Here is a 25,085-nt window from a genome sequence, read left to right as displayed (position 1 = left end):
AAATTGGCCGTGTCGCCGTAAAAAATATAAAGCGAAATCTGTGCCAACTTTTAAATTGCCCCTAAAAGGCGTTATCATGCGCACTATCGTGCAAAGGGGCTGCACCATGAAGGTTGTATTGCACCATTATAGTGCTTTAATGTGAACATTAAGCACCATATTGGTGCAAAGCATGTCAGATTACCCCTTTTAACGCTCCGTGAATGTGATCACAAAGAAACTCTGCAATACTTGTTTGCGGAGGATGTTTGTGATCCTGTTTTGTACTGCGATTAATCCGTGTACAATAACGCGCTATTTCTAAAATGCCTGAGGCAAAGTTGTGATCGAAAATTTGCGTAACATCGCCATCATCGCGCACGTAGACCATGGTAAAACGACCCTGGTAGACAAGCTGCTCCAACAATCCGGTACGTTCGATGCACGTGCTGAAACCCAAGAGCGCGTGATGGACTCCAACGATTTGGAGAAAGAGCGTGGGATTACCATCCTCGCTAAAAACACCGCTATCAAATGGAATGACTACCGCATCAACATCGTTGATACCCCGGGGCACGCCGACTTCGGTGGTGAAGTTGAACGTGTAATGTCCATGGTCGACTCCGTGCTGCTGGTGGTGGATGCAATGGATGGTCCGATGCCGCAGACGCGCTTCGTGACCAAAAAAGCCTTTGCCCATGGCCTGAAGCCAATTGTTGTTATCAACAAAGTTGACCGTCCTGGCGCGCGTCCTGACTGGGTTGTTGATCAGGTATTCGACCTGTTCGTTAACCTCGACGCTACCGACGAACAGCTGGACTTCCCGATCGTTTACGCTTCCGCGCTGAACGGTATCGCAGGCCTGGATCACGAAGATATGGCTGAAGACATGACTCCGCTGTACCAGACCATCGTTGATCGTGTACCGGCTCCGAACGTAGACCTTGATGGCCCGCTGCAGATGCAAATCTCTCAGCTGGACTACAACAACTACGTTGGCGTAATCGGCATCGGCCGCATTAAACGCGGTAAAGTTAAACCGAACCAGCAGATCACTATCATTGATAGCGAAGGCAAAACCCGTAACGGTAAAGTCGGTAAAGTTCTGACTCATCTGGGTCTGGAACGTATCGAGAGCGATATTGCCGAAGCCGGCGATATCATCGCGATCACCGGTCTGGGCGAACTGAACATATCCGACACCATCTGCGACCCGCAGAACGTCGAAGCGCTGCCGGCTCTGTCCGTTGATGAACCGACCGTAACCATGTTCTTCTGCGTAAACACCTCTCCGTTCTGTGGTAAAGAAGGTAAATATGTTACCTCTCGTCAGATCCTTGACCGCCTGAACAAAGAGCTGGTGCACAACGTTGCGCTGCGCGTTGAAGAAACCGAAGATGCGGATGCGTTCCGCGTATCCGGTCGTGGTGAGCTGCACCTGTCTGTTCTGATTGAAAACATGCGTCGTGAAGGTTTCGAAATGGCGGTTTCCCGTCCGAAAGTTATCTTCCGCGAAATCGATGGCCGTAAACAAGAGCCGTTCGAAAACGTAACGCTGGACGTCGAAGAGCAGCATCAGGGTTCTGTCATGCAGGCTCTGGGTGAGCGTAAAGGCGACCTGAAAAACATGAATCCAGATGGCAAAGGCCGCGTACGTCTTGACTACGTGATCCCAAGCCGTGGTCTGATCGGCTTCCGTTCAGAATTCATGACCATGACTTCCGGTACCGGTCTGCTGTACTCCACCTTCAGCCACTACGACGACGTTCGTGCGGGTGATGTGGGTCAGCGTCAGAACGGCGTACTGATCTCCAACGGCCAGGGTAAAGCAGTTGCGTTCGCACTGTTCAGCCTGCAGGACCGCGGTAAGCTGTTCTTGGGTCACGGTGCTGAAGTTTACGAAGGCCAGATCATCGGTATTCACAGCCGCTCTAACGACCTGACTGTAAACTGCCTGACCGGTAAGAAACTGACCAACATGCGTGCGTCCGGTACTGACGAAGCGACGGTTCTGGTTCCGCCGGTTAAGATGACTCTGGAGCAGGCTCTGGAATTCATCGATGACGACGAACTGGTAGAAGTTACTCCAACCTCTATCCGTATTCGTAAGCGTCACCTGACTGAAAACGATCGTCGCCGTGCAATGCGTGGCGCGAAAGAAGAGTAATTAACGCTCTTTCTCAGGTAAGCATAAAAAAGCCGCTGATTATCAGCGGCTTTTTTTATCATCAGCAGTATCAGAAGAAATACTTTGCCCCAACACGAATCTGGTTTTGTTCGCGATGATAGGGTTCAACATTGCGATCTAACCAGCGTAATTCCAGGTAGGGCAACCAGTGTTCATTGATCCGATACTTAAAGGTATTGGTAATTTCCCAGTGATGATCTTTTCCGTTGCTGCTATTGAAGTCATTAACTCGCATAAAATAGTGCGGTTCAAAGGTATAGGAAAATTTATCGGTAATGGCAAAGTTCCAGTAGTTACCTATTTCATAGGTATCATTATTATCCAGGTCGCCGTTCAGGTCGGTTGAACTGTAGTTATTATGGTTATATCGATTACGCACGGTAAGATTAAACCATGGTGTAAATTTATAGTTAACATCCAGATAAACAGCACCGCCAGAACCAATACTCTTATCGTTTATTAGCCCGCCAGGTTGGATTGTTAATTTATCTGTCGGTTTAAATAACGGATACCAGCCCTCTATTTCGTTATAGCCGTGTTTTAGCTCATCCTTGCGTTGCATCGTGTAGGTGTTGGTGAGCATGATGCCCGCACCCATATCAGAGTTATAGCCGACGCGCATCATGACCTCTATTTGATCGGACGCCAGGTTATATGCTTCGCGGTTTTCTACATAGGCTCCAGCGAAAGCAGAGGTTGATACCACAGAGGATAAGAGAATTATTGTCGTTAATTTTTTCATGATAAATCCATTTTTTAAGCGTAGGGAGGCCGCCATTCATTGGGATGGAATAGGCGGCTATTATTTTTATACGTTTACAGCAGAGGTATTCTTTTTATTGGTAACCGGGTCTGGTTGGATATTATTTTTCTTCCGTTGGCTGATTTCCTCAATAATAAAAGCAAAACGTGTTTCGTTGAGCTTATAAAAGAAGCCCATCGTGAGTGCTGCAATAATTGCAAGTCCGCAAGGCCAGAGAAAAATAAGTTGACGCAAACCGAGCAGGGTAGCATCGCTCTGGACTATGTTGGGGATATAACCGATTTGTGTCAGCATAATCCCAGGCAGGAAGCCTGCGAGCGCCGCGGAAATTTTGCGCGAAAAGGTATAACCCGTATATACCGAGCCTTCCGCACGGATCCCCGTCTTCCATTCGCCATAATCGACCGTATCCGGAACCAGCGCCCAGTTCAGGCTGTTAACAAAAGCGGTTCCGAAGAAGGCCATGCAAGAAAACATCACGAATAAAAATGACGTGCTGCCCCAGAAAAAGTTCAGCACATCGCCGATTGCCCATAGCGCCAGACCGCCAAGGTAAACCTGCTTTTTACCAAAACGTTTTACGGCTGCGGGCACCAGCAGTACCCCAAGCAGAATGCACCCCATGCTGAAGAAACCCATCCACGACAGCAGATGTATATCGTTGAGCACGTACTGGGTGTAATACACCTGAATTGCCAGCTTAATGTTGAATGCCGCCAGCGTGCACAGGTTGGCGACACACAGCACCAGCAGCGGAGGGTTACGGAAAATGGCGCAAAACGACTTGAGAATACTGGGTTTATGGTGATCCGGCACGATTTCGATATAGCGTTCCTTCACACCGCTAAAGCACCACCACATACTGAACAGTCCGCAGACAGAGAAGAGCAGTGCGGCAATCAGATAACCCAGCGAAGGCGAACTGACAAATAGCGCCTGAATCGGCATAAAGCCAACGGTACACAGTAACAGACCTACGGTAGCGCCGCCCTGACGCCAGGCGGCGAGCTGAGCGCGTTCATGTGGATTTTTAGTAATTGCAGGCACCATCGCGCCGTAGGAACAGTTCATCAGGCTATAGAACAGGCCGAACAGCATGAACAACACCGTTGCCAGCCCGGTTTTCACCGTCAGCGTAAAGCCTGTCGCTAAAAACTGCGCGCTGGCGACGACGGCGACAGGAAATGACGCATACAAAATAAAGGGTCTGAATTTCCCCTTTGCGCCAATATTACGCCTTGAGTCCAGCAACACGCCGGTCAGAATATCGGTGAAGGCGGTGAAGAACTTCGCTACTAAAAAGATAATCCCACCGTACCAGGCCGGCATCCCTAGTTCATCGGTATAAAATTTAAGCAGATACAGCGTGCCGATACACAGCATCAAATTTGAGCCGAAGTCACCCACTCCGTAGGCGAATTTTTCACGCAGGCTCAGTTTTAGCGTTAGCGGATCATGAAAAGACATAATCGCTCCTCAATAGCGCCCCGTAGAGCGCTATTCATTATTATTATCAAACGGTTTGTTTACGCGCTTCTATCTCTTCAACGATACGGACATACATCTTCTCGTTAAGGTTGTAGAAACAGCCCATAGCTACAATGGTGATCACCGCTAACGCGCAGGGATAAATAAAGATCAGCTGACGCAATCCTTCGACCGTACTGGCAGATTGCACCACGTTGGGGACATAGCCGATTTGCGTTAGCATCCAGCCGGGGAAGAATCCCGCCAGCGCTTGTGACACTTTACGAAAGAAAGTGAAGCCGGTGTATACCGTTCCTTCCGAACGAACGCCGGTACGCCATTCGCCATATTCCACCGTGTCGGAGACCAGCGCCCAGTTCAGGCTGTTGACGAATGCTGAGCCGAAGAATGCCAGACAGGAGAAGGTGACAAAGCTGACTGAGCCGCCGCCAAAGAAGTAGTTCAGCAGATCACCCGCGACCCAAATCAACAAACCGCCGATGTAGACCTTTTTCTTGCCGAAACGTCTGACCATTCCCGGCATCAAGAAGACACCGATGAAGATACAGCCCATGCTGAAAAAGCCCATCCACGAAAGGAGGATCGGGTCGTTCAGTACGTACTGGGTGTAATAGACCTGAATCGCCAGCTTGACGTTAAACGCGCCAAGTGTGCAAAGGTTGGCAACGCACAGAATAAACAGCGGGCGGTTACCTGCGATGGCGCGGAAGGATTGCAGCAATCCCGGTTTTTGCGCGGCATCAACGGGTTTCACTTCTACGTAGCGTTCTTTTACCCCGGCATAGCACAGCCACATGAACAGCAGGCCGAACAGAGAGAACAAGGTGGCGGCGAAGATATAGCCCAACTGAGAGTTGCCTTCGATCAGGTTCATTACTGGAACAAAGCCGACGGTGCACAGCAGCAAGCCAAGAGTGGCTCCGCCCTGTCGCCAGGCTGCCAGCGAGGCGCGTTCGTCCGGGTTTTTGGTGATTGCGGGGACCATCGCACCGTAAGAGCAGTTCATCATACTGAAGAACAGTCCGTACAGCATAAACAGTACCGTTGCCATCACCGTTTTACCGGTGACTTCAAATGGTGTACCGACAAAGTTCGCAATCGCCAGCAGCGTCACTGGAAATGCGGCATACAGAACGAATGGGCGGAATTTGCCTTTCGGGCCGATTTTGCGGCGCGAGTCGAGCATAATCCCAGTCCCCATATCGGTAAACGCGGTAAAAAACTTGGCGATAAGGAAAATGATACCGCCATAAGTTCCAGGTAAACCAAGAACATCGGTATAAAACTTGAGTAAATAGAGCGTACCTATGTCCAGCAGGATATTGGAACCTAAATCACCCATCCCATAGGCGAGTTTTTCTTTGAACGGCAAGCGTAGGGTTGCCGGATTAGAAGAGGTCTGACTCATTATTATTCTCCATGTGCCCGTGAGTCTCCTCACGGGCGAGCCGTATTAGATGTTGCGTAAAGTGGCAAACAGTGACGCCCATTCACTCTTCGCGCGATAAAACACCGGAGGCTTGCCAATAGGCGCATCTACGGTAATTTCACCGCCCTGGTAAGTTTCCCCGGTCCAGACATTTACCCAGCTATCCTCTGGCAGATACAGGGTCCAGTCGGACTTGCCTTGTTCGTGAACCGGCGCAACCAGCAGATCTTGTCCCAGCAGATACTGATATTTCAGGGTATAGGTCCGCGCATCGTCTTCGTAATGCAGGAACAGCGGGCGCATCACCGGCAGACCGGTAGCGCTGTTTTGCGCGACGGCCTGTTTGAGATACGGTTTCAGGGTGGTAAACACGGTGGTCATTCGTGCAAAGTGGGCGATGGTTTCAGCATCACCATCAAACTGCCAGTTATCGCCTGGGCGGTTACCTTCGTGGGTGCGCATCATCGGCGTGAAGGCGCTGAAGTCACACCAGCGCAGCAGCAGTTCTTTGCTGCGTTTCATGTCAAACAGGGTGGTGTAGCCGCCGATATCGCTGTGGTGCAGACCGTGACCGGTCATCGCCAGCGACAGCGCCGCAGGAACGACGGAAGCCAGACCGTCGTCAAGGCTCCAGTCCACGTTCTGATCGCCCGCCCACATCATGGTGGAGTATTTCTGGCTACCGGTGTAACCCGCACGCATAAAGAACAGGATCTCGCCGAGTTTGCCGGTCTCCTGTAGCGCTTCGTAGTTACATTTCGCCCACAGTGCGGGCCAGGCGTTGTGCATGATCTCGGCGCTGACGCCGTTGTGCAGATACGTATCTGTCGGCAGGTATTCGCCAAAATCCGCCATCCAGCCGCCGCAGCCCAGTTCGATCATGTTTTTCTTGATGACCTCTTTGAACCAGTCGTAGGCTTCCGGGTTGGTCAGATCGACCACGCCGCCGTAAAACTCGCCAAACTCTACGAGGTAATCGCCGCCGGATGCATCTTTCGCCAGATAACCGTGTTTGGCCGCTTCGGCACAGAGATCTTTATCGCTGGCAACATACGGGTTGATGTAGGAGAGGAACTGCACGCCTTCTTCTTTCCACTGCTTAATACGGCTATCCAACTGCGGATAATTGTCGCTGTTCCATTTCCAGTTCCACATCACGCGCTTGCCAAAGGAGGTCATGCGGATCCCGGACCAGTCCTGCGCCCAGATGCCGTTTACTTTCACGCCTGCGTTACGCATGGTGTCCAGTTTGCTCTGGCAAACCTCAGTACCGCCCTGAATACCGAGCGTGACGCCATCGTAGATCCAGTCCGGCAGCTCCGGCTGGCGTCCTAACAGTGCAGTCAATTTTTCCAGCAGAGAGATGTAGGTATCAGCGCACTCAAAGCGCAGGGTGGTTTTGTCCTCCCACAGCGCCAGTTCGTGATACTCCGGCGCGCTGAAGTCGAAATTCATATAGCAACTGTTATCAACGTGGCAGTAGTACTTCTGCGTGCTGACGAAGGTCGGTTGCGGGAAGAAGGTCCAGTAGTAGTCGCCGCCGGCGTTCTCTTTACAGTCGGCTTGCCAGGTGACATAGCTGTTTTTGTTTCGGCCCACGCCCTGTTCGCTGGTCCACAGCGGGAAAGGTTTACCGCGTAAGTCGAAGTAAGAGAACTGTTCGCCGCAGCCGTAGATATGATCGTCTGGATTAGCGGCCAGTCGCAGCCAAATGCGGTTATGGTTGAGATCGCCGTTGTGCAGATCCAGCTTCAGGCGACCTTGTTCATCGGTAGAAATATGCAGCGTGGCGTTGATGGTATCACCGCGGCTGAAATGCACCCGCCAGCCGTCAGGCGACTCGCTGACCGTGGCGTCGGTCAGGGCAATTTTCTCATTGAGCTTGTCTTTAATGCTGAAGTTGCCGCGAAACATGTCAATGTCGGCAACACCAGCGCCGATCCACAGGCAGGGGTTTTCTGTGCTGTGGCGTAAAATCAGGCGCTGGTGGTACGTTAAAGCAAATCCATCAGGTAATGATGTGAGTTCTAAGGCGGTTGACCGTTGTTGTAGCGAATTCATTATTGTCTCCGTAAAAATAGGGTAATTCGGTAATTTGTCGGAAATCTGTTATTCACTGCCGATTAAAAAATGCATCTGATGTTGTTCTCCGGGCGCGAGATGAATCAGGCTAATTCCGGAGTTAAAGGCGTCTGGCGGGCAGGTCATCGGTTCAACCGCCAGGCCACGCCGTGCTAATTTTTCGCCGGTATACACTTGCAACCAGGGCTGGTGGCTGCGTAAAAAAGTGGACATGTTTTGCGATGGGCTGGTCATCCTGACTTCCCACTCAGCGTCAGGTGGCAGAGTCCTGAACGTATGATCGATAGCGGTCTGCGCAATGCGTTGCGGCGTGGTGAAATATCGTTCATCACATGTTTCTTCACTCACCGGGAGTGTTAATTCACAGTCATCAATGGGTTGCAGATTGCAGGTCAAGTAGGGATGTGCTCCCGCGCCATACGGCGCGATTTCGTCACCCACATTCTGTGTGCGGATAAAAACGTGCAGTCCACGGGTTGCCTCCAGTCGGTAAATCACCTCTGAAACCAGCGCAAAGGGATAACCATAAGAAGGCGGCAGAAAAATCGTCAGCGACACTTCCGATACCGACTGCTGGTTAATCTGCCAGTCCCGCCAGGCCAGTAACCCATGAATGGCGGTATGTGAAACTGAGTCGTTAACGGCAAGCTGGTAATCCTTGCCGTTATAGTGATAGCTGCCGTCTACAACGCGGTTTGGCCAGGGGATTAACACTTTCCCTAAGTGTGCCAGCGGCATTTCTTCCGGTTTGTGGGGAATAACGATATGACGCCCACGGTGCGTCAATTCTGCTAGCCCAGCGCCAACCGTGACGATTTTCGCCTGGTAGTGTCCGGCCTGAAGATGAATGGTTTTTCCACCGCTATGCATGGCAGCCCACCTTGTTACTTATTTAGCGTTGATATCCAGCAGACCGGCGGCAACAGCCGGAGCAAGGCCCGGAGCCAGCGGCAGACGCGGGATCACCAGGCAGTGCAGCAGGTGATAAATGTCCTGCTTGCCGTCCCAGACTTTGGTGGTCACCTTGTTATCGGTGTCCAGCTCCTGCCACCATGAACCGGTCTCGTAATCCATCAGGTAGGTGATGCAGTAATCCCACCATTTCTGGTACCAGGCTTCGTACTGGCTGTCACCTGTGAGGGTGTACAGGGCGTAGGCGGTGCCCATCGCTTCGACTATCGGCCAGCGCACTCTTTCGCGAACGATCGGTGTGCCGTCCCAATCCACCGAATAGACAAAACCGTCTGCGCCGTCCGGTGCCCAGGCGTCGCGGATAGTGGCGTGGAAAAGTCCTTTTGCATCTTCCAGCAGCCAGGCAGGCGGCGTTTCGAAGCGAGCTTCCAACGCGGCATGTAGATGCAGCATCAGGCGGCCCCACTCGATCCAGTGACCCGGCGTGCCACCGTAGGCGCGGAAACGGTGAGCTGGGTTGTCCTTGTTGTAATCGCGGATTGGATTCCACTGTGAATCGAAGTGTTCATTGACGCGGTACTCCCCGCTACGGGCCACATCGTGAATAATCACCGAAGCGATACGCAGTGCGCGATCGAGCCATTTACGGTCATGAGTCACGTCATACACGATCAGGAAAGCTTCGACCGCGTGCATGTTAGCGTTGCCGCCGCGATAATCTTCTGTCTGGCTGAAGGCTTCGTCCCAGGACTCCAGGCACATTTGTTCGTCTTCGCTCCAGAAGTACTTCTCAATCACCTCGATGGCGTCATCCAGCAATTTTCTGGCCTGTGGATGACCGGTAGTGACCGCGCTTGCCGCGCCAAGTAAGACGAAGAAATGCTGATAGCCCTGCTTGGAGGCATCCATCACGCCTTCGTCATTGACGCAGGCGTACCAACCGCCGTAGCGTGTGTCGCGTAGCGCGCCGTTCAGCGCCTTAATGCCGTGGTCGACGAGTTGATATGCACCTGGGCGACCCATGGAGGCGGCAACGGAATAGACGTGCAGCATGCGGGCGGTGATCCACAGATGTGTTCCCATATCCGCTCTGACCTGACCACTGTTTCCTAACCAACCAAACCCGGTGGGCACCGCCGCGTTCTTACCAAAGTTAAAGATGCGATCGGTTTCTTGTTCCAGCCAGCGGTTGTGGCTTAGGGTGTTAAACCATTTCATGCTTTGATCCTCTATTAGCGGCGGGCCATCATTTCGTCGACGATATCGCCCAGACGCTGCAACTTCGGTGCGGAAACATCACGCAGCATCAGTTCGGTATCCGGCAGGCCCACAACGGATGACCAGACCGCACGCCCGGCCAGGAAGCCGGATGCGCCTGCGGTCATTGCTACGCTGACCGCGCGTGGGAACAGTTTTTCATCCACACCAGAGGAGAGAATGACCCACGGCATGTTGATGTTTTCATTCAGGCGCTGAGAGGCGCTAAGCAATTCCTGTTGGGTTCCTTTGCCGTACAGCGGCATTTCGACCTTGTAGAGATCGGCACCGCTGTCGCCCAGCTCTTTTGCGGCATCGATGATGGCCTGTTCGCGATCGAACTTATCGCCACGACGCGGTGGGCGAACAACCGGCTCGATGATGCTCAGCAGCCCATTGGAATGGCATAGCTCATTGAATTCTTTCACCATGTCCAGACGCTGTTGGGCATCTTCATCGCTACGCCACAGCACCAGCAGTTTGAGAGCCTTGGCACCATCTTGCTTCACAGCCTGCGGGTTGATTTTTTTATCAATCACTACGCTATCGACCGGAATTCCGTTACCCGGAATAAACTCATCAGCGGCCACAATCATGGCGCAGCTTTTGGCTACCGCGTTTTGCTCTACAACCTGGCGGTAGCAGAACTGCTGATCGACCAGAATGGCGGAGGCATAGGGGGACAGGATTTTTGCCGCATTGACTTTGAAATCGGTCAGCACGCTGTCATTGACCGGGGATTTTGCACCCGCTGCGGCAAACATTAAGCGCATGGCTTCGCGCTGATCGACCGCCAGCATGGCAAAACCGCCGGAAGCTCGGGTGATATCTTTCAGGGTGTACTTCGTCATTGTTCAGTCCTTACTTATCTGTGTGTTTATTTAGCCCGGCGGATGCGCGAACCTGTTCAAGAATGGCGGTCCAGTCTTCCCGGCCACGACCTGCGGCGCGCGCCTGGTTATAGACTTCGCGGGAGGCGGCGCCGAGCGGCATCGGTACGTGTAATTGGTTGGCAACGTCCAGAGCGATGCCAAGATCCTTATGAGCTAAATCGATCATGAAGGCCGGGGAAAGATCGCCTTTCAGCACTTTGTTCGGCCAGGAGGTAGTGAAGTGGCCTTTCCCGGCGGGAGTGCCGCTCATGACTTGCAAGGCCACATCGAAGGAGAGGCCGAGCGCTTCGCACAACACGGCGGCTTCGGCAGACAGGGCGTTTAACGCGATGCTCATGTAGTTATTGATGAGCTTGACGCGAATGCCCATACCGGGACCGCCTGCGTTGATCAATTCATTGCCCATCGCCATCAGAACCGGTGTGGCGCGTTCTACCTGCTCCGCCGTGCCACCTGCCAGCAGTAACAGCGTTCCCGCGATAGCGTGATCGGAGGTACGTCCAACCGGGCAATCCATCATGTCGAAGCCTTTGGCACGCATATCGGCGATCAGTTTGTCGGTTTGTAGTGGGTGAATAGTCGACATATCAATCACTAATGCCTGTGGGGAAAGGCTTTCACAGATACCCTGCTTGCCGAACAGTACGCTGCGCACCAGATCGCCGTTTGGCAGCATGGTGATAACAAATTCTGCCCCTTTTGCTGCCTGAGCCGGGCTGTTGGCAGGTTGGGCTCCTTTTTCCACCAGGCGCTGAACGGCATCCGGGTTAACGTCAAAGACGCTGAGTTGATGACCCTGCTTCAGCAAGTTGCTCGCCATGGGTGAACCCATCTGACCTAATCCGATAAATGCTATAACTGCCATAACGTTCTCCTGAGACGTGGATGTCATTTTTTGTCATTTAAGGTCGTTTGTTTTTGTCTGTTTTTGATCGTATTTGTAATTTATGGTCAAAAAATTGACAACCGTCACTTTTTAAACATTTTGTGAAATTAAAATGATCCCATCTTGAAACGCCTAAGGAATGACCATGATTCGTGTTGCTTGTGTGGGTATTACCGTGATGGATCGCATCTATTACGTAGAAGGTTTACCGACTGAAGGAGGTAAATATGTGGCGAAGCGCTATACCGAAGTGGGCGGCGGGCCTGCTGCAACGGCCGCAGTGGCTGCAGCGAAGCTGGGCGCGCAGGTGGACTTTATTGGCCGTGTGGGCGATGACGACACCGGAAACAGCCTGCTGGCGGAGCTGGAATCCCTGGGGGTAAACACCCGCTACACCCGGCGCTATGCGGGGGCAAAGTCTTCACAATCGGCGATTATGGTGGATGCGCAAGGGGAGCGTATTATCGTTAACTACCCCAGCCCGGACTTACTGCATGACGCTGACTGGCTCAACGAGATCGATTTTTCGCAGTGGGATGTGGTTCTGGCGGATGTTCGCTGGCACGAAGGCGCCAGGCAGGCGTTCACGCTGGCGCGTCGGGCGGGAGTGATGACGGTACTGGATGGTGACGTCACGCCACAAGATATCAGTGAGCTGGTGGCGTTGAGCGATCATGCGGCGTTCTCTGAACCGGGTCTGGCGCGTTTAACCGGGATAACCGATCCTGTCGTTGGACTAAAAAAATCGCAAACGCTCACAAATGGTCATGTCTATGTGACACGAGGGAGCGAAGGCTGTGACTGGATAAAAAATAATACGTTGCAGCATCAATCTGGATTTAAAGTCGACGTAGTGGATACTACGGGGGCCGGAGACGTTTTCCACGGTGCGCTCGCATTCAGCCTGGCTGACGGCGATGCTCCAGAAGAGGCCGTCAGGTTTGCCAGTGGGGTTGCTGCGTTAAAATGCACTCGCCCGGGAGGAAGATCCGGAATCCCTGACTGTGATCAAACCCGATCTTTTCTGTCACTTTTTGTATAAAATGCCAGGGCAATGGTTTTTCGAGGAAATTTCATGAGTCTTACCGAACTGACCGGTAATCCGCGACACGATCAACTGCTTATGCTGATTAGCGAGCGCGGTTATATGAATATCGACGAGCTGGCCAGCCTGCTGGACGTGTCTACGCAAACTGTGCGTCGTGATATTCGTAAACTCAGCGAGCAGGGATTAATTACGCGTCATCATGGTGGCGCGGGCAGAGCCTCCAGCGTGGTGAATACGGCTTTTGAGCAGCGTGAAGTCTCGTGGACGGAAGAGAAGAAAGCCATTGCGGAGGCGGTGGCTGACTATATTCCTGACGGTTCGACGGTGTTTATTACCATAGGCACCACCGTGGAGCAGGTGGCCCGCGCGCTGTTAAACCATAACCATTTGCGCATCATCACCAACAGCCTGCGCGTGGCGCATATTCTGTATAACAATCCGCGTTTTGAAGTTATGGTACCAGGTGGAACGTTACGCCCGCACAACAGCGGCATTATTGGTCCTTCTGCCTCGGCATTTGTCGCTGATTTTCGGGCCGACTACCTGGTTACCAGCGTTGGCGCGATTGAAAGTGACGGCGCGCTGCTGGAGTTTGATGTTAACGAGGCCAGCGTAGTGAAAACGATGATGTCCCATTCAAGACACATTCTGCTGGCAGCGGATCATACGAAATATACGGCTTCTGCCGCGGTAGAAATTGGTAACGTGTCTCAGGTGACTTCGCTGTTTACTGATGAATACCCAGGTCCGGCATTGCACAATTTACTCCAGTCACAGCAGGTTGAAATTGTGCAGGTGAGTCCTTCACAGGATGATGCTCTGGCTGTGTAATTCTTCCCAATGATGGCCCGATAACTTCGCAGCCATCACTCTCGCATAGTCAAACTTCTCCTTTCCCGCTACAGTTATTCATCCACGGCGAATAAGGAGAAGGGCATGCTCTATATCTTTGATTTGGGTAATGTGATTGTCGATATCGACTTCAACCGCGTGTTGGGCACATGGAGCGATCTAAGTCGTGTACCGTTGGCTTCGCTAAAGCAAAGTTTCACCATGGGGGAGGCTTTTCACCAGCACGAGCGAGGCGAAATAACGGATGAAGCCTTTGCCGAGGCACTATGTCACGAGATGGCGCTGCCGCTAAGTTACGAGCAGTTCTCTCACGGCTGGCAGGCCGTGTTTGTCGCCTTGCGCCCTGAGGTTATCGACATCATGCATAAGCTGCGTGAGCAGGGGCATCGTGTCGTTGTGTTATCAAATACTAACCGCCTGCACACCACGTTTTGGCCGGATGAATATCCCGAGATCCGTCAGGCTGCTGACCATATTTATCTTTCCCAGGACCTGGGCATGCGTAAACCGGAAGCGCGAATTTACCAGCACGTCCTGCAGTCTGAAGGTTTTTCTGCGCAGGATGCGGTCTTTTTTGACGATAACGCCGATAATATTGAAGGGGCTAACCGATTAGGGATCACCAGTATCCAGGTCGTCGATAAAAAGACGATTCCTGACTATTTCGCGACGTTGTTATGCTAAAAAATGTTCGGCAACAGACCAGGCATCATACGCGTCCTGTACGAGACTGGTTGAAGCTACTATGGCAGCGGATTGATGAGGACAACATGACGACGCTGGCAGGGAATCTTGCCTACGTTTCATTGCTCTCATTAGTGCCGCTTATTGCCGTCGTATTTGCGCTTTTCGCCGCATTTCCGATGTTTTCCGACGTCAGTGTCCAGCTACGTCATTTTATTTTCGCAAACTTTATCCCGGCGACGGGAGACGTCATTCAACGTTATATCGAACAGTTTGTCGCCAATTCGAACAAAATGACGGCAGTCGGGGCATGCGGGCTGATTGTCACAGCATTATTGCTGATGTATGCCATTGATAACGCGCTGAATACTATCTGGCGCAGCAGGCGCACGCGTCCCAAAGTTTACTCTTTCGCCGTCTACTGGATGATTTTAACGCTGGGGCCGCTGCTGGCGGGAGCCAGTCTGGCGATCAGCTCTTATCTGTTGTCATTGCGCTGGGCCAGCGATCTTAACACGGTGATTGATAACGTCCTGCGTATTTTCCCGCTGGTGCTTTCCTGGCTCTCATTCTGGCTCCTCTACAGCATTGTACCGACTACGCGCGTCCCTAATCGTGATGCGGTGATTGGCGCTTTTGTGGCCGCCGTGTTGTTCGAAGCCGGGAAGAAAGGATTTGCGCTCTACATCACGATGTTCCCGTCTTATCAGCTCATTTACGGCGTCCTGGCGGTGATCCCCATTTTATTCGTCTGGGTTTACTGGACGTGGTGTATCGTCTTGCTAGGCGCGGAAATAACTGTCACTCTCGGGGAATACCGCAAACTTAAACAAGCCGCAGAACAAGAAGAAGCAGAGCAACCATGATTGCATTAATTCAGCGCGTAACCCGTGCCAGCGTCACCGTGGAGGGCGAGGTGACGGGTGAAATTGGCCCAGGACTTTTGGTCCTGTTAGGTGTCGAAAGGGATGATGACGAACAGAAAGCGAACCGCCTGTGCGAGCGCGTACTCGGCTATCGAATATTTAGCGATGCCGAAGGCAAAATGAACCTCAACGTGCAGCAGTCAGGCGGCAGCGTGCTGGTGGTTTCACAGTTTACGCTGGCGGCAGATACCGAACGCGGCATGCGCCCGGGGTTTTCGAAAGGCGCAGCGCCCGAGCGGGCAGAAGCGCTGTATGAGTACTTTGTTGAGCGTTGCCGCCAACAGGAAATGAATACGCAAACCGGGCGATTCGCTGCTGATATGCAGGTTTCGCTGGTAAATGATGGCCCCGTGACGTTCTGGTTACAAGTATGAACCAGCTTCCGGCGTGGTCGCGGGTAACAAGAGAGAATACAACTATGTATCACCTTCGAGTACCGCAAACAGAAGAAGAATTGGAGCGCTACTACCAGTTTCGCTGGGAGATGCTGCGTAAACCATTGCACCAGCCAAAAGGCTCCGAACGGGATGCCTGGGACGCGATGGCGCATCACCAGATGGTGGTGGACGAAGAGGGGAATCTGGTTGCTGTAGGGCGTTTGTATATCAATGCGGATAACGAAGCCTCCATACGTTTTATGGCCGTAGATCCCTCCGTGCAAGAGAAAGGGTTGGGCACGCTGATGGCGATGACTCTGGAGTCAGTGGCACGTCAGGAAGGAGTAAAGCGTGTAACCTGTAGCGCCCGTGAAGATGCGGTCGAGTTTTTCGCCAAGCTCGGTTTTGTGAGCCAGGGAGAAATCACCACGCCGCAAACCACGCCGGTGCGCCACTTTTTGATGATTAAGCCCATTGCGACGCTGGACGATATTCTCCATCGCGGTGACTGGTGTGGACAGCTACAGCAAGCCTGGTACGAACATATTCCATTGAGTGAGAAAATGGGCGTGCGTATTCAGCAGTACACCGGGCAGAAATTTATTACCACGATGCCCGAGACGGGCAATCAGAATCCGCACCACACGCTGTTTGCCGGAAGCCTGTTTTCACTGGCGACGCTAACGGGCTGGGGACTTATCTGGCTGATGCTGCGTGAGCGTCATCTGGGGGGAACGATTATCCTCGCCGACGCGCATATCCGATACAGCAGGCCAATCACCGGGAAACCAACTGCTATTGCCGATCTGGGCTCGCTGAGCGGTGACCTTGATCGTCTGGCAAGAGGCCGCAAGGCGCGCGTGCAGATGCAGGTCGGGGTATTTGGCGATGACACGGCGGGCGTCGTGTTTGAAGGTACTTACATTGTGCTACCTGCGAAACCGTTTGGCGCATATGAAGAAGGCGGTAACGAGGAAGAGTAGGGGGATACCCTCTACTCGATAAATGCATCTGCCGGAAGTTTAAAGCGTTCTGCAAGTGCTTTAATATGGCTTACAGTCAGTGCTCTACGGCCATTTAGGATGTTGCTGACGTTCGATTTAGAACCAAGCTCTTTGGCGAGGTCGGTGGCTTTTAATCCGTACTGATCCATGAGCGTACGCAATACGGAAACGCCAGAGGGGATTTGTTTCAGGTGTTGATTGAGCGCTCTGAATTCTGGTGCATGTTTTTCGTATTCACTGATTCGGGCACTAAGTAATTCAAATAGTGGGTTTTCAAGATCGTCGTGGTCAACCAGAAACTCTACTAGCGCTAGTGCCCTTCGATACTCCGTTTCATTGCGTTCTTCCCCCAAAAGAGGGATCGTTTTTACAGCACAACTGAAGGTATCAACGATCTTTTTTGCGCTGGCTGCGTCCATATGACGATGAGATCTCATTCTTTATGGCCCCGATAATATTCTGTCAGTTTGTCATATTCGGCGTGGAGAACGATATGCTTCACAAATACCTTATGTAACCTGAAATCTATGTAGGCAATGAGTCTCAGGTTGTTACCAGAAACATCAATTACCCACCATTTATTCCTGTACTTAAAATTATCAAGAGAAGGAATATACTGTTTCATCTCTTCAGGGTGATGGAATGTTTTTTTCTCCAAAACATTCAGCAACTCAGAGAGAGCAAGCCCATGGTTTGGATACATGAGCATACCCTCATTGAATGGTTTTCGGCTGATAACATGCACGATGTAGTTCCATTACATAGTTTTCAACCTGAAAACAATCTAACGCAATGCCATCATGTTTTCAAGTTGAAAACAACATTGAATATTAAGAAATTATCTCCGCTGATTGGCTTCTAACACGCCAGGCCACGTCGCGCATTGCGTTTCGCGCTGTCTGGCTTACGCCTCCTAACTGAAAAAATCCGTGGATAACGCCGGGATAGCGCTGACAGGTGCAGTCCACACCTTGCTTCTGGAGCTGGTGAAACAGGGCCTCTCCTTCATCGCACAGTGGGTCAAATTCAGCGGTAATGATGTGCGTGGGCGGTAAACCGTTGAAGTCTTCACGCCAGAGTGGGCTGACTTCGGGATGCAATGGATCGGTTTTCGGCATATACATTTCGTAGCCCGAAAGCAGCGTGTCGCGGGTGATAATGTAATCCTGTCCATTATGGTCATAGCTCGCAAACCTGGCGGTTGCGTCCAGCATCGGGTAGATCAGCATAAGCTGTGCAGGTTGCCATTGCCTGGCCGCTTTCAGGCGTAGTGCTGTGACCAGCGCCAGGTGCCCGCCCGCGCTGTCGCCAGCAAGGGTTATGCGCTCGCGATCGACTCCCAGTTTCTGGGCATATTTCCAGATGATATTGGCCCCGGTTTCAGCGTCGTTATGTGCTGCCGGGAAAGTATGCTCTGGCGCAAGGCGGTACTGTACTGCAATGACCCTACAGCCGCTGAACCAGGCGAGCTGCCTTAGTTGGTTATCATGCGTAGCAAACCCACCGCTGACAAAACATCCGCCATGATAGTAAATGACGCAGGGCAGCGTTTCCGCAGAGTTAAGAGGCGAAACAACGCGAAACGTCATGGTATCGAGTTCAATATCTTCAACCTGTACGCGGGTTTCTGTTTCTCCGGCCAACGCCGTACTGGCAATATAGCCCGCTCTCCGGTCATCAATATTCTGTTCGCGGGAAGAAGGGCGTCCCGCCGCGATAAATGCCTCAACTAACTGCGCAATCCCGCTTTCCAGTGCCATTTTTAAATACTCTTATCTGTATGGATATACAGTTTTATAACCTGGATACTCACAAATGAAAATGGGAAAAAAAGGGGCGTTATGATTCTGGAAAGCGGCTCGCAAAAGTAAAAATCGTTCACGTGAAAGCTATTTTCCCGCTTTTCCTAGGTGTATGTTGTGTGGAAATTAATCGCTGATGATATACTGGAGGTATATGTGAGTATGATGGCTGGGATGGATATGGGCAGAATTTTACTCGATTTATCAGATGAAGTGATTAAACGTCTTGATGATCTCAAGGTGCAGCGCAACCTGCCGCGAGCAGAACTTTTACGGGAGGCCGTTGAACAGTATCTTGAGAGGCAGGATCAGGCCGAAACCACAATTTCACGTGCTCTTGGGCTGTGGCAAGGCTGTGAGGAAGATGGTGTTGAATACCAGCGTAAACTCCGTGAGGAATGGTAATGGTCAAAGGATCCGCACTTTTTGACACCAACATCCTCATCGACCTGTTTAGCGGGAGAAATGAAGCAAAACTAGCGATAGAAACATGGCCGCCGCAGAATGCAATCAGCCTCATTACATGGATGGAGGTGATGGTGGGTGCAAAAAAATACCATCAGGAAGCCCGTACTCGTGTTGCGCTAGGTGCTTTTAACGTGATCGGCGTTTCACAGGATATTGCTGAACGAAGCGTGAGTATCAGACAGGAATATGGGATGAAATTGCCGGATGCCATTATTTTGGCAACAGCACAGATTCATCGTCTTACGCTGGTTACGCGAAATACTAAGGATTTTGCAGGCCTATCCGGTGTGGTCACACCGTATACATTATAACCCGGGCGACCTACGCCGCCCGGTAGTGTGAAGACCTTACTCCCCTTCACCCGGGAACAGGAACGGGTTGATGGAACTGCGGGCAAAGCCCTCCTGCTCCATGTGCGCGTCCAGCATCAGTGAAGCGAGATCGTCGGCCACGGCTTCGACTTTCGGGTCTTTTTCCTGATAGAGAATCTTCAGGTAAGTCCCGCAGTCGCCGCAGCTTTCAGCTTTGATTGCCGCCTGTTCGTTATCCAGCGACCAGTAGTTCAAATCACGGCTCTGTTCGCAGTTGCTGCACTTCACGCGCACCACGTGCCACTCGGTTTCGCACAGGTTGCAGTGCAGATAACGCAGACCCTGGGTGGTACCGATTTGCACCATGCTGGAGACCGGCATTGAACCACACACCGGGCAGTACTGACGCTGTTCACCGTATTCCGCACGGGCTTTGCCGGGGATCAGGCTTGCCATCTGCGCCCAGTAGAGCGACAGGGCAGCCCAGATGAACGGTGCTTTGTCGCTGCTGACGGAGGCAAAATCAGAGGCAAACAGCGCGCTGGCCATCAGCTCCAGCTCCTGCTCTGAGGCTTTTTCCAGGTTCTCGATCACGGCGAGCGCCGGACCGCTCATCTCTGGCTTCAGCTCAGCAATCAACGACTGCAGCAGCTTTTGCCAGTGCTTGTCGCGTGGCAGGACGTGGATATCCAGCGGCGGTTTGCCCTGATCGTTCGCTTCTTTGATGCGCGCGGTCAGATCCATCTGCAGCGGATGGTCGTACAGCACCACTTCCTGCGCGTGGGCGATCAGCGCGGCAAAGCGCAGGTAATCGCCCAGCGGGTTGTTCTCGGCCAGCTCGCGCAGTCGCTCAGCGCGGCGGTTATACAAATTTTTGAGTCTGGGGAATAATAACGGCGGAATCATATCCGCCGTGCGTTTCTCGCTCTTCTCCAGCTCATCTTGCGGGATTATGCGAATACTCATTCAGTTTTCTTTTCCGTTGTCTTTCGGACTTCACGGTACCAGCGCGGGTGATGTTTCTTCGCCCATGAACTGGTAACCCATCCTTCCACCATCGCGGTAATGGTGCCTTTCACCCAAAGGGCGGCGTAAATGTGCACCATGATAACCACAATTAGCGCTACTGCGGCAAATGAATGCAGCATTAACGCGAATCGGATCACCGGGATTGAGAAAGCAGGCGCAAAATACGGACGCCAGATGACCACTCCGCTCACCAGCAACAGGACCAAGAAGATAATCGCCGCCCAGAATACGCATTTCTGGCCGAAGTTATAACGTCCCGTGTCACCTACTTCCTCGTTGACGACAATCTTACGAATATTCTTCGCCCAAAAGATATCATCCCGATTGATTAGATTGTGATGCCAGTAACGGAAAAACATGATGATAAACGAGGCAAACATAATCACGCCGACAAACGGGTGCACAATTCGCGCCAGTTGCGGCGTGCCCATGATGTGCATCAGCCAGTTAAAAGACGGGAAGAGAAAGCCCATCCCGCTCACTGCCGCCAGAATGAAGCAGAAGGCGGTTACCCAGTGGTTGATGCGTTCCGGCGCCGTGTAGCGCACGATGGTGTCACGTCGTTTCATTTGCGCACCTCGTCTTTTTCTTCATGCAGATTGTCTTCTTCCTCTTCCGCACGGTTCGGACCTACGCCGACGTAGTGGAAGATACTGGCCGCAAATGTCGCTGCAAAGCCGACGGCTGCGAGAGGTTTCCAGATGCCTTTCCAGAATTTCACGGTGGCGCTGATTTCCGGGTTCTCCGGCAGGCCGTGATACAGATTCGGCTTGTCGGCATGGTGCAATACGTACATGACGTGCGTACCGCCAACGCCTGCCGGATCGTACAGACCCGCGTTTTCGTAACCACGCGTTTTCAGCTCTGCCACACGCTCGCCTGCCAGCGTTTTCATCGACTCTTTGGTGCCGAAATGAATGGCGCCGGTTGGGCAGGTTTTCACGCAGGCCGGTTCTTGCCCGACCACGACACGGTCAACGCACAGCGTACATTTGTAGACGCGGTTGTCTTCCGGGTTGAGGCGCGGCACGTCGAACGGACAGCCTGCGATACAGTAGCCACAGCCGATACACTGCTCGGACTGGAAGTCGACGATACCGTTGGCATACTGAATGATTGCGCCTTCAGCCGGACACGCCTTCAGGCAGCCCGGATCGGCGCAGTGCATACAGCCATCCTTGCGGATAAGCCACTCCAGTTTGTCGTTTTGTTCCACTTCCGAGAAGCGCATTACCGTCCAGGATTTGGCGGTCAAATCAGCCGGGTTGTCGTACACCCCAACGTTGTTGCCCACTTCATCACGGATGTCGTTCCATTCAGAACACGCCACCTGACACGCTTTACAGCCGATACAGGTGGTGACGTCGATAAGCTTCGCCACCTCTTCCTGATGGTCCCGCGCCTGAGGCGCGGGGGTGAAACCGTTAGTGGCGGAACGACGAATGATGTCTTGCGATTGATAAGCCATAGGTCGTCTCCGTTACACCTTTTCCACGTTCACGAGGAAGGACTTAAATTCCGGCGTCTGCGTGTTCGCATCACCGACGAATGGCGTTAACGTGTTAGCGATAAAGCCTTTTTTCGCCACACCTTCGTAGCCCCAGTGAATCGGAATACCGATGGTATCGATATCCTGACCGTTGGCCTTCAGCGTGCGAATACGTTTGGTCACCACTGCTTTGGCTTTAATGTAGCCGCGGTTAGAGGAGACTTTGACGGTATCGCCGTGGGAGATACCGAGCTTATTCGCCAGCTTCTCGCCAATTTCCACGAACTGTTCCGGCTGAGCGATGGCGTTCAGCAGCGCATGCTTGGTCCAGTAGTGGAAGTGCTCGGTCAGACGGTAGGTCGTACCGACGTACGGGAACTTATCTGCTTTACCCAGTGCTTCCGCGTCATCTTTGAAGATACGCGCGGCAGGGTTTGAGATAACGTTCGGGTGCAGCGGGTTAGTCCCCAGCGGCGTTTCAAACGGCTCGTAGTGTTCCGGGAACGGACCTTCCGCCATCTTATCGATAGCAAACAGGCGTCCCATCCCTTCAGGCTGCATGATGAACGGCCCAACGTTGCTGCCAGGTGCGGCGGCGCTGTAGTCCGGAATATCCATCCCGCTCCATTTCGCTCCATCCCATTTCAGGATCTGACGTTTTGGATCCCACGGATTCCCCTGCGGGTCAGCGGAGGCGCGGTTATACAGAATGCGTCGGTTGAGCGGCCACGCCCATGCCCAGCCCAGCGTGTTGCCAAGGCCTGACGGGTCAGCATTATCGCGACGTGCCATCTGGTTACCTTCCGGCGTCCAGCTACCGGCAAAAATCCAGCAGCCGCTGGAAGTGGTGCCGTCGTCACGCAGTTGGGCAAACGAGCTAAGCTGTTGGCCTTTCTTAACGATGACTGCCCCCGTTGCCGGGTCGATAATGTCGGCCAACGCTTTACCGTTGCTCTCCATCGCCACTTCTTCCGAAGCCGGTTCGTGCGGCGTGGAGTAGTTCCAGGTCATGCTCAGCACCTGTTCCGGGTTCGCGCCACCCTGCTCGGCATACATCTTGCGCATGCGCAGGAAGATACCGGCGAGGATTTCACCATCGGTAACGGCAATCCCCGGGGCGTCCGCGCCTTTCCAGTGCCACTGCAACCAGCGACCGGAGTTGACGATAGAACCGTTCTCTTCGGCGAAGCAGGTGGATGGTAGACGGAATACTTCGGTCTGGATTTTCGACGGATCCACATCGTTCGACTCACCGTGGTTCTGCCAGAAGGTAGACGTTTCGGTATTGAGCGGGTCGATGGTGACCAGGAATTTCAGTTTGGACAGTGAAGCCACGACCTTGTTTTTATTCGGGAATGACGCGACCGGGTTAAAGCCCTGGCAGATATAGCCATTCACTTTGCCCTGGTTCATCATCTCGAAGTATTGCAGAACGTCGTACCCTTTATCCCACTTCGGCAGCAAGTCGAAGCCCCAGCTGTTTTCCGCTGTCGCTTTATCGCCAAAGAAGGCTTTCATCATCGAAACGAAGAATTTCGGGTAGTTGCCCCAGTAGTTCACCTGACCTTCCAGCAACGGTTTTGGCGTGTTGGCGGCAAGGTAGGTTTGCAGGTCAGTTTGTTTCTCGCTTGGCAGCGTCATATAGCCCGGCAGGCTTTGTGACAGCAGGCCTAAGTCGGTCAGACCCTGAATATTGGAGTGACCGCGCAGGGCGTTAACACCACCACCAGCCATCCCCATGTTGCCAAGCAGCAACTGGATCATCGCCATGGTACGGATGTTCTGCGCACCTACGGAGTGTTGTGTCCAGCCAAGGGCGTACAGGAACGACGCGGTTTTATCTTTGGCACTGGTTTCTGCGATGTACTCACAGACCTTCAGGAAGTCAGCCTTTGGCGTACCGCAGATATTTTCTACAACGTCCGGCGTATAGCGGGAGACGTGCTGTTTCAGCAGGTTCCACACGCAGCGCGGGTGTTGCAGGGTGACATCGCGTTTGGCGAAGCCTTTTTCATCCAGCTCGTAGTTCCAGCTGGTTTTGTCATACTTGCGTTTGTCCGCGTCGTAGCCAGTGAACAGGCCATCTTCGAAACCGTAATCCTCACGCACGATCAGGCTGGCGTTGGTATAGGCTTCAGTGTATTCGCGGTTGAATTTTTCGTTGTTCAGCAGGTACAGCAAGACGCCTGACAAGAAGGCAATGTCAGTACCGGAACGAATCGGCGCATAGAAATCAGCCACCGCTGCGGTTCGCGTAAAGCGCGGATCGATCACAATCAGCTTCGCGCCGTTGTGAATTTTAGCTTCCATCGCCCAGCGGAATCCGACCGGGTGGGCTTCAGCGGCGTTACCGCCCATCACCACAACGAGGTTGGCGTTTTTAATGTCGACCCAGTGGTTGGTCATCGCACCGCGACCAAATGTTGGAGCAAGACTTGCTACCGTTGGTCCGTGTCAGACGCGTGCCTGGTTGTCGACCGCGAGCATACCGAGCGCGCGGGAGAATTTTTGCGTTAAATAGCCGGTTTCGTTACTGGAAGCGGAAGCACACAGCATCCCGGTGGAAAGCCAGCGGTTAACGGTTACGCCTTCGGCGTTTTGTGCAACGTAGTTTGCGTCGCGGTCTTCTTTCATCAGCTTAGCGATGCGGTCAAATGCCTCATCCCAGCTAATCTGTTGCCACTTATCAGAGCCTGGTGCGCGGTATTCCGGGAATTTCAGGCGGCTTTCGGAGTGGATGAAGTCCACAAGTCCTGCCCCTTTCGGGCACAGCGCGCCACGGTTCACCGGGTGATCCGGGTCCCCTTCGATATGGAAGATGGATGCTTTGGCGTTTTTTGCTCCGTCACCGAGACTGTACATTAACAGTCCACAGCCAACGGAACAGTAAGTGCAGGTGTTACGGGTTTCGCGGGTGCGCAGCAGTTTATATTGCCGTGTTTCCGCGAGCGCTACGCCGGGTGCAAAACCCAGTGCCGCTGCCGTGGTGCCTGCCATACCGCCAGCGCAGATCTTAAAGAACTGCCTTCTGCTGACCTGCATGGTTCGCTCCTTGTTTCGACATTGTCACGTTCCCTTCACTTTTCCGTTACTCGAGCGCGAGGGAAGTGGTTGTTATTTTTCTTTGCGGACGGGACCGCAAAGGTCCAGAATTGGGTGAATTTCCCTCCGTCCAGGAGGGGTTTGTAAAGAATACCACAATGTTGGTATGTGTGTTC

24 protein-coding genes are annotated in these 25,085 nt (G+C 52.7%); 9 read left to right on the top strand and 15 right to left on the bottom strand.

Annotated features, from left to right (window positions below; all coding sequences use genetic code 11):
- Positions 1–322 precede the first annotated feature (322 nt).
- Positions 323–2,146: a ribosome-dependent GTPase TypA gene (typA, locus tag G8S19_RS21655; protein ID WP_003028641.1), complete on the top strand. Its 1,824-nt coding sequence runs from the start codon at positions 323–325 to the stop codon at positions 2,144–2,146.
- A 70-nt stretch (positions 2,147–2,216) separates the two neighbouring features.
- Here the strand turns inward: typA and ompL are convergent, their stop codons facing one another.
- From ompL to yihU, 8 genes are all read right to left on the bottom strand, one after another.
- A complete protein-coding gene (gene ompL, locus G8S19_RS21650) occupies positions 2,217–2,909 on the bottom strand; it encodes a porin OmpL (RefSeq protein WP_048214041.1) in 693 nt (230 codons plus the stop codon).
- A 66-nt stretch (positions 2,910–2,975) separates the two neighbouring features.
- On the bottom strand, positions 2,976–4,397 hold the full coding sequence (locus G8S19_RS21645; protein WP_124022006.1) for an MFS transporter: 1,422 nt from the start codon (positions 4,395–4,397) through the stop codon (positions 2,976–2,978).
- A gap of 46 nt (positions 4,398–4,443) precedes the next feature.
- Entirely contained in the window at positions 4,444–5,826 is a 1,383-nt protein-coding gene (locus G8S19_RS21640) for an MFS transporter (RefSeq protein ID WP_101741981.1), read from the bottom strand.
- A gap of 45 nt (positions 5,827–5,871) precedes the next feature.
- Positions 5,872–7,908 (bottom strand): alpha-glucosidase, encoded by a 2,037-nt coding sequence (locus G8S19_RS21635; protein ID WP_137346556.1) that lies wholly within the window; start codon positions 7,906–7,908, stop codon positions 5,872–5,874.
- A gap of 48 nt (positions 7,909–7,956) precedes the next feature.
- Positions 7,957–8,799: an aldose-1-epimerase gene (locus G8S19_RS21630; protein WP_253685873.1), complete on the bottom strand. Its 843-nt coding sequence runs from the start codon at positions 8,797–8,799 to the stop codon at positions 7,957–7,959.
- Positions 8,800–8,817: 18 nt separating this feature from the next.
- Positions 8,818–10,059 carry a sulfoquinovose isomerase gene (gene yihS, locus G8S19_RS21625; RefSeq protein ID WP_061066948.1) on the bottom strand — a complete coding sequence of 414 codons (1,242 nt, stop codon included), beginning with the start codon at positions 10,057–10,059 and terminating at the stop codon, positions 8,818–8,820.
- A gap of 14 nt (positions 10,060–10,073) precedes the next feature.
- Positions 10,074–10,949: a sulfofructosephosphate aldolase gene (gene yihT / locus G8S19_RS21620; protein WP_043018880.1), complete on the bottom strand. Its 876-nt coding sequence runs from the start codon at positions 10,947–10,949 to the stop codon at positions 10,074–10,076.
- A 10-nt stretch (positions 10,950–10,959) separates the two neighbouring features.
- Entirely contained in the window at positions 10,960–11,856 is an 897-nt protein-coding gene (yihU, locus tag G8S19_RS21615) for a sulfolactaldehyde 3-reductase (RefSeq protein WP_137376917.1), read from the bottom strand.
- A gap of 166 nt (positions 11,857–12,022) precedes the next feature.
- Here yihU and G8S19_RS21610 point away from each other — a divergent pair, with 166 nt between their 5' ends.
- The 6 genes from G8S19_RS21610 (at position 12,023) to fabY (ending at position 16,747) form a co-directional block, all read left to right on the top strand.
- A complete protein-coding gene (locus G8S19_RS21610; RefSeq protein ID WP_121585272.1) occupies positions 12,023–12,919 on the top strand; it encodes a sugar kinase in 897 nt (298 codons plus the stop codon).
- 33 nt (positions 12,920–12,952) lie between these two features.
- The gene (locus G8S19_RS21605; RefSeq protein ID WP_253685872.1) at positions 12,953–13,756 is read left to right on the top strand and encodes a DeoR/GlpR family DNA-binding transcription regulator; all 804 of its coding nucleotides are present in this window, start codon (positions 12,953–12,955) and stop codon (positions 13,754–13,756) included.
- Positions 13,757–13,861: 105 nt separating this feature from the next.
- A complete protein-coding gene (gene yihX, locus G8S19_RS21600) occupies positions 13,862–14,461 on the top strand; it encodes a glucose-1-phosphatase (protein WP_048214033.1) in 600 nt (199 codons plus the stop codon).
- Positions 14,455–15,327 carry a virulence factor BrkB family protein gene (locus G8S19_RS21595; protein ID WP_121585273.1) on the top strand — a complete coding sequence of 291 codons (873 nt, stop codon included), beginning with the start codon at positions 14,455–14,457 and terminating at the stop codon, positions 15,325–15,327. Before yihX ends, G8S19_RS21595 begins: the two co-directional genes overlap by 7 nt.
- The gene (gene dtd / locus G8S19_RS21590; RefSeq protein ID WP_003028671.1) at positions 15,324–15,761 is read left to right on the top strand and encodes a D-aminoacyl-tRNA deacylase; all 438 of its coding nucleotides are present in this window, start codon (positions 15,324–15,326) and stop codon (positions 15,759–15,761) included. The genes G8S19_RS21595 and dtd overlap by 4 nt, the downstream gene beginning before the upstream one ends.
- Positions 15,762–15,805: 44 nt before the next feature.
- Positions 15,806–16,747, top strand: a complete 942-nt coding sequence (gene fabY, locus G8S19_RS21585; protein WP_048214031.1) for a fatty acid biosynthesis protein FabY — start codon at positions 15,806–15,808, stop codon at positions 16,745–16,747.
- An 11-nt stretch (positions 16,748–16,758) separates the two neighbouring features.
- Here fabY and G8S19_RS21580 read toward each other — a convergent pair whose 3' ends face one another.
- The 3 genes from G8S19_RS21580 to G8S19_RS21570 all read right to left on the bottom strand — a co-directional run bounded on the left by G8S19_RS21580 (position 16,759) and on the right by G8S19_RS21570 (position 18,528).
- Positions 16,759–17,205 (bottom strand): type II toxin-antitoxin system HigA family antitoxin, encoded by a 447-nt coding sequence (locus tag G8S19_RS21580; protein ID WP_253685871.1) that lies wholly within the window; start codon positions 17,203–17,205, stop codon positions 16,759–16,761.
- Positions 17,202–17,513 carry a type II toxin-antitoxin system HigB family toxin gene (locus G8S19_RS21575; RefSeq protein WP_115601211.1) on the bottom strand — a complete coding sequence of 104 codons (312 nt, stop codon included), beginning with the start codon at positions 17,511–17,513 and terminating at the stop codon, positions 17,202–17,204. The genes G8S19_RS21580 and G8S19_RS21575 overlap by 4 nt, the downstream gene beginning before the upstream one ends.
- Positions 17,514–17,598: 85 nt before the next feature.
- Positions 17,599–18,528: an alpha/beta hydrolase gene (locus G8S19_RS21570; RefSeq protein ID WP_253685870.1), complete on the bottom strand. Its 930-nt coding sequence runs from the start codon at positions 18,526–18,528 to the stop codon at positions 17,599–17,601.
- 204 nt (positions 18,529–18,732) lie between these two features.
- On the opposite strand from G8S19_RS21570, the gene G8S19_RS21565 reads away from it, so the two are divergent.
- Positions 18,733–18,975, top strand: coding sequence for a CopG family transcriptional regulator (locus G8S19_RS21565; RefSeq protein WP_043018956.1), 243 nt, complete (start codon positions 18,733–18,735; stop codon positions 18,973–18,975).
- Complete coding sequence (locus G8S19_RS21560; RefSeq protein WP_003028682.1) at positions 18,975–19,349, top strand: type II toxin-antitoxin system VapC family toxin; 375 nt, start codon at positions 18,975–18,977, stop codon at positions 19,347–19,349. Before G8S19_RS21565 ends, G8S19_RS21560 begins: the two co-directional genes overlap by 1 nt.
- 36 nt (positions 19,350–19,385) lie before the next feature.
- On the opposite strand, the gene fdhE is transcribed toward G8S19_RS21560, so the two are convergent.
- Genes fdhE through fdnG form a run of 4 tightly spaced genes read right to left on the bottom strand, consistent with a single transcriptional unit; the run spans position 19,386 to position 24,909 of the window.
- Positions 19,386–20,315 (bottom strand): formate dehydrogenase accessory protein FdhE, encoded by a 930-nt coding sequence (fdhE, locus tag G8S19_RS21555; protein WP_003028685.1) that lies wholly within the window; start codon positions 20,313–20,315, stop codon positions 19,386–19,388.
- A complete protein-coding gene (gene fdoI / locus G8S19_RS21550) occupies positions 20,312–20,947 on the bottom strand; it encodes a formate dehydrogenase cytochrome b556 subunit (protein ID WP_137381433.1) in 636 nt (211 codons plus the stop codon). Before fdoI ends, fdhE begins: the two co-directional genes overlap by 4 nt.
- Positions 20,944–21,846 carry a formate dehydrogenase O subunit beta gene (gene fdoH / locus G8S19_RS21545; RefSeq protein ID WP_003028691.1) on the bottom strand — a complete coding sequence of 301 codons (903 nt, stop codon included), beginning with the start codon at positions 21,844–21,846 and terminating at the stop codon, positions 20,944–20,946. Before fdoH ends, fdoI begins: the two co-directional genes overlap by 4 nt.
- Before the next feature lie 12 nt (positions 21,847–21,858).
- A complete protein-coding gene (gene fdnG / locus G8S19_RS21540) occupies positions 21,859–24,909 on the bottom strand; it encodes a formate dehydrogenase-N subunit alpha (protein WP_253685869.1) in 3,051 nt (1,016 codons plus the stop codon).
- Positions 24,910–25,085 lie beyond the last annotated feature (176 nt).

The sequence above is a fragment of the Citrobacter sp. SX206 genome (assembly GCF_024181025.1).
Classification (GTDB): Bacteria; Pseudomonadota; Gammaproteobacteria; order Enterobacterales; family Enterobacteriaceae; genus Citrobacter; species Citrobacter youngae.
Note: the sequence above shows the minus strand (reverse complement) of the source record. Positions and strands in the feature narration are given on the sequence as shown.